The sequence below is a fragment of the Rathayibacter sp. AY1H3 genome (assembly GCF_002932015.1).
The window spans coordinates 3,664-5,401 of sequence record NZ_PSUU01000080.1 but is presented as its reverse complement, the minus strand read 5'-3'; the positions used below and the strand labels follow the sequence as shown (position 1 = coordinate 5,401).

Below are 1,738 nucleotides of genomic sequence, written 5' to 3'. Positions count from 1 at the left end.
GGTTAAACAGCGATGGCCACCCATTTCTGGGTGGCCATCGTGAATGGTGTCCGGCGGTGTCCTACTCTCCCACAGGGTCCCCCCTGCAGTACCATCGGCGCTGAGAGTCTTAGCTTCCGGGTTCGGAATGTGACCGGGCGTTTCCCTCTCGCTATGGCCGCCGTAACCCTGGCGACACACGCACCCGAGGGCACATGGTCAAATCTGGGTTACACGCCGTGCGTGTATTCAATTGTTCCGCTCCTCCCGAAGGAGGATGCGGGGTGCCCGTCTTCTGGGAACCACAAAGTGGACGCAAGCAATCTCTGACCACTCCTACCAGCCTTTACAACGGTATGAGTGTAGTGATTATCAAGTTATCGGCTTATTAGTACCGGTCAGCTCCGACAGTCTTTAGTCCTGTCTTCCACATCCGGCCTATCAACCCAGTCGTCTGGCTGGGAGCCTCTCCCCCGAAGGGATGGAAATCTCATCTCGAAGCCGGCTTCCCGCTTAGATGCTTTCAGCGGTTATCCGTTCCGAACGTAGCTAATCAGCGGTGCTCCTGGCGGAACAACTGACACACCAGAGGTTCGTCCATCCCGGTCCTCTCGTACTAGGGATAGATCTTCTCAAATTTCCTGCGCGCGCAGCGGATAGGGACCGAACTGTCTCACGACGTTCTAAACCCAGCTCGCGTACCGCTTTAATGGGCGAACAGCCCAACCCTTGGGACCTACTCCAGCCCCAGGATGCGACGAGCCGACATCGAGGTGCCAAACCATGCCGTCGATATGGACTCTTGGGCAAGATCAGCCTGTTATCCCCGAGGTACCTTTTATCCGTTGAGCGACAGCGCTTCCACAAGCCACTGCCGGATCACTAGTCCCGACTTTCGTCCCTGCTCGACTTGTCAGTCTCACAGTCAAGCTCCCTTGTGCACTTACACTCGCCACCTGATTGCCAACCAGGTTGAGGGAACCTTTGGGCGCCTCCGTTACTCTTTGGGAGGCAACCGCCCCAGTTAAACTACCCATCAGGCACTGTCCCTGAACCCGATTAGGGTCCGAAGTTAGATATCCAGAGTGACCAGAGTGGTATTTCAACAATGACTCCACGAACACTAGCGTGCCCGCTTCAACGTCTCCCACCTATCCTACACAAGCCACACCGAACACCAATACCAAACTATAGTAAAGGTCACGGGGTCTTTCCGTCCTGCTGCGCGTAACGAGCATCTTTACTCGTAATGCAATTTCGCCGAGTTCGCGGTTGAGACAGCTGGGAAGTCGTTACGCCATTCGTGCAGGTCGGAACTTACCCGACAAGGAATTTCGCTACCTTAGGATGGTTATAGTTACCACCGCCGTTTACTGGGGCTTAAATTCTCAGCTTCGCCTTGCGGCTAACCGTTCCTCTTAACCTTCCAGCACCGGGCAGGCGTCAGTCCGTATACATCGTCTTGCGACTTAGCACGGACCTGTGTTTTTAGTAAACAGTCGCTTCCCACTGGTCTCTGCGGCCATCGAACGCTCCCGGAGCAAGTCCGTTCACGCCTCAGGCCCCCCTTCTCCCGAAGTTACGGGGGCATTTTGCCGAGTTCCTTAACCACGATTCTCTCGATCTCCTTAGTATTCTCTACCTGACCACCTGAGTCGGTTTGGGGTACGGGCAGCTAGAACCTCGCGTCGATGCTTTTCTTGGCAGCATAGGATCACCGATTTCGACTTGCGTCTACCCATCAGATCTCAGGCTACAT

Annotated in this window: 2 rRNA genes (1 of these 2 cut by a window edge); both read right to left on the bottom strand. The window is 55.1% G+C overall.

Annotated elements, in window-relative coordinates:
• Window positions 1-48 precede the first annotated feature (48 nt).
• A 5S ribosomal RNA gene (rrf, locus tag C5C33_RS17790) occupies window positions 49-165 on the bottom strand.
• Between the two features lie 182 nt (window positions 166-347).
• Window positions 348-1,738 (bottom strand): 23S ribosomal RNA (locus tag C5C33_RS17785) (it continues 1,824 nt past the right edge of the window).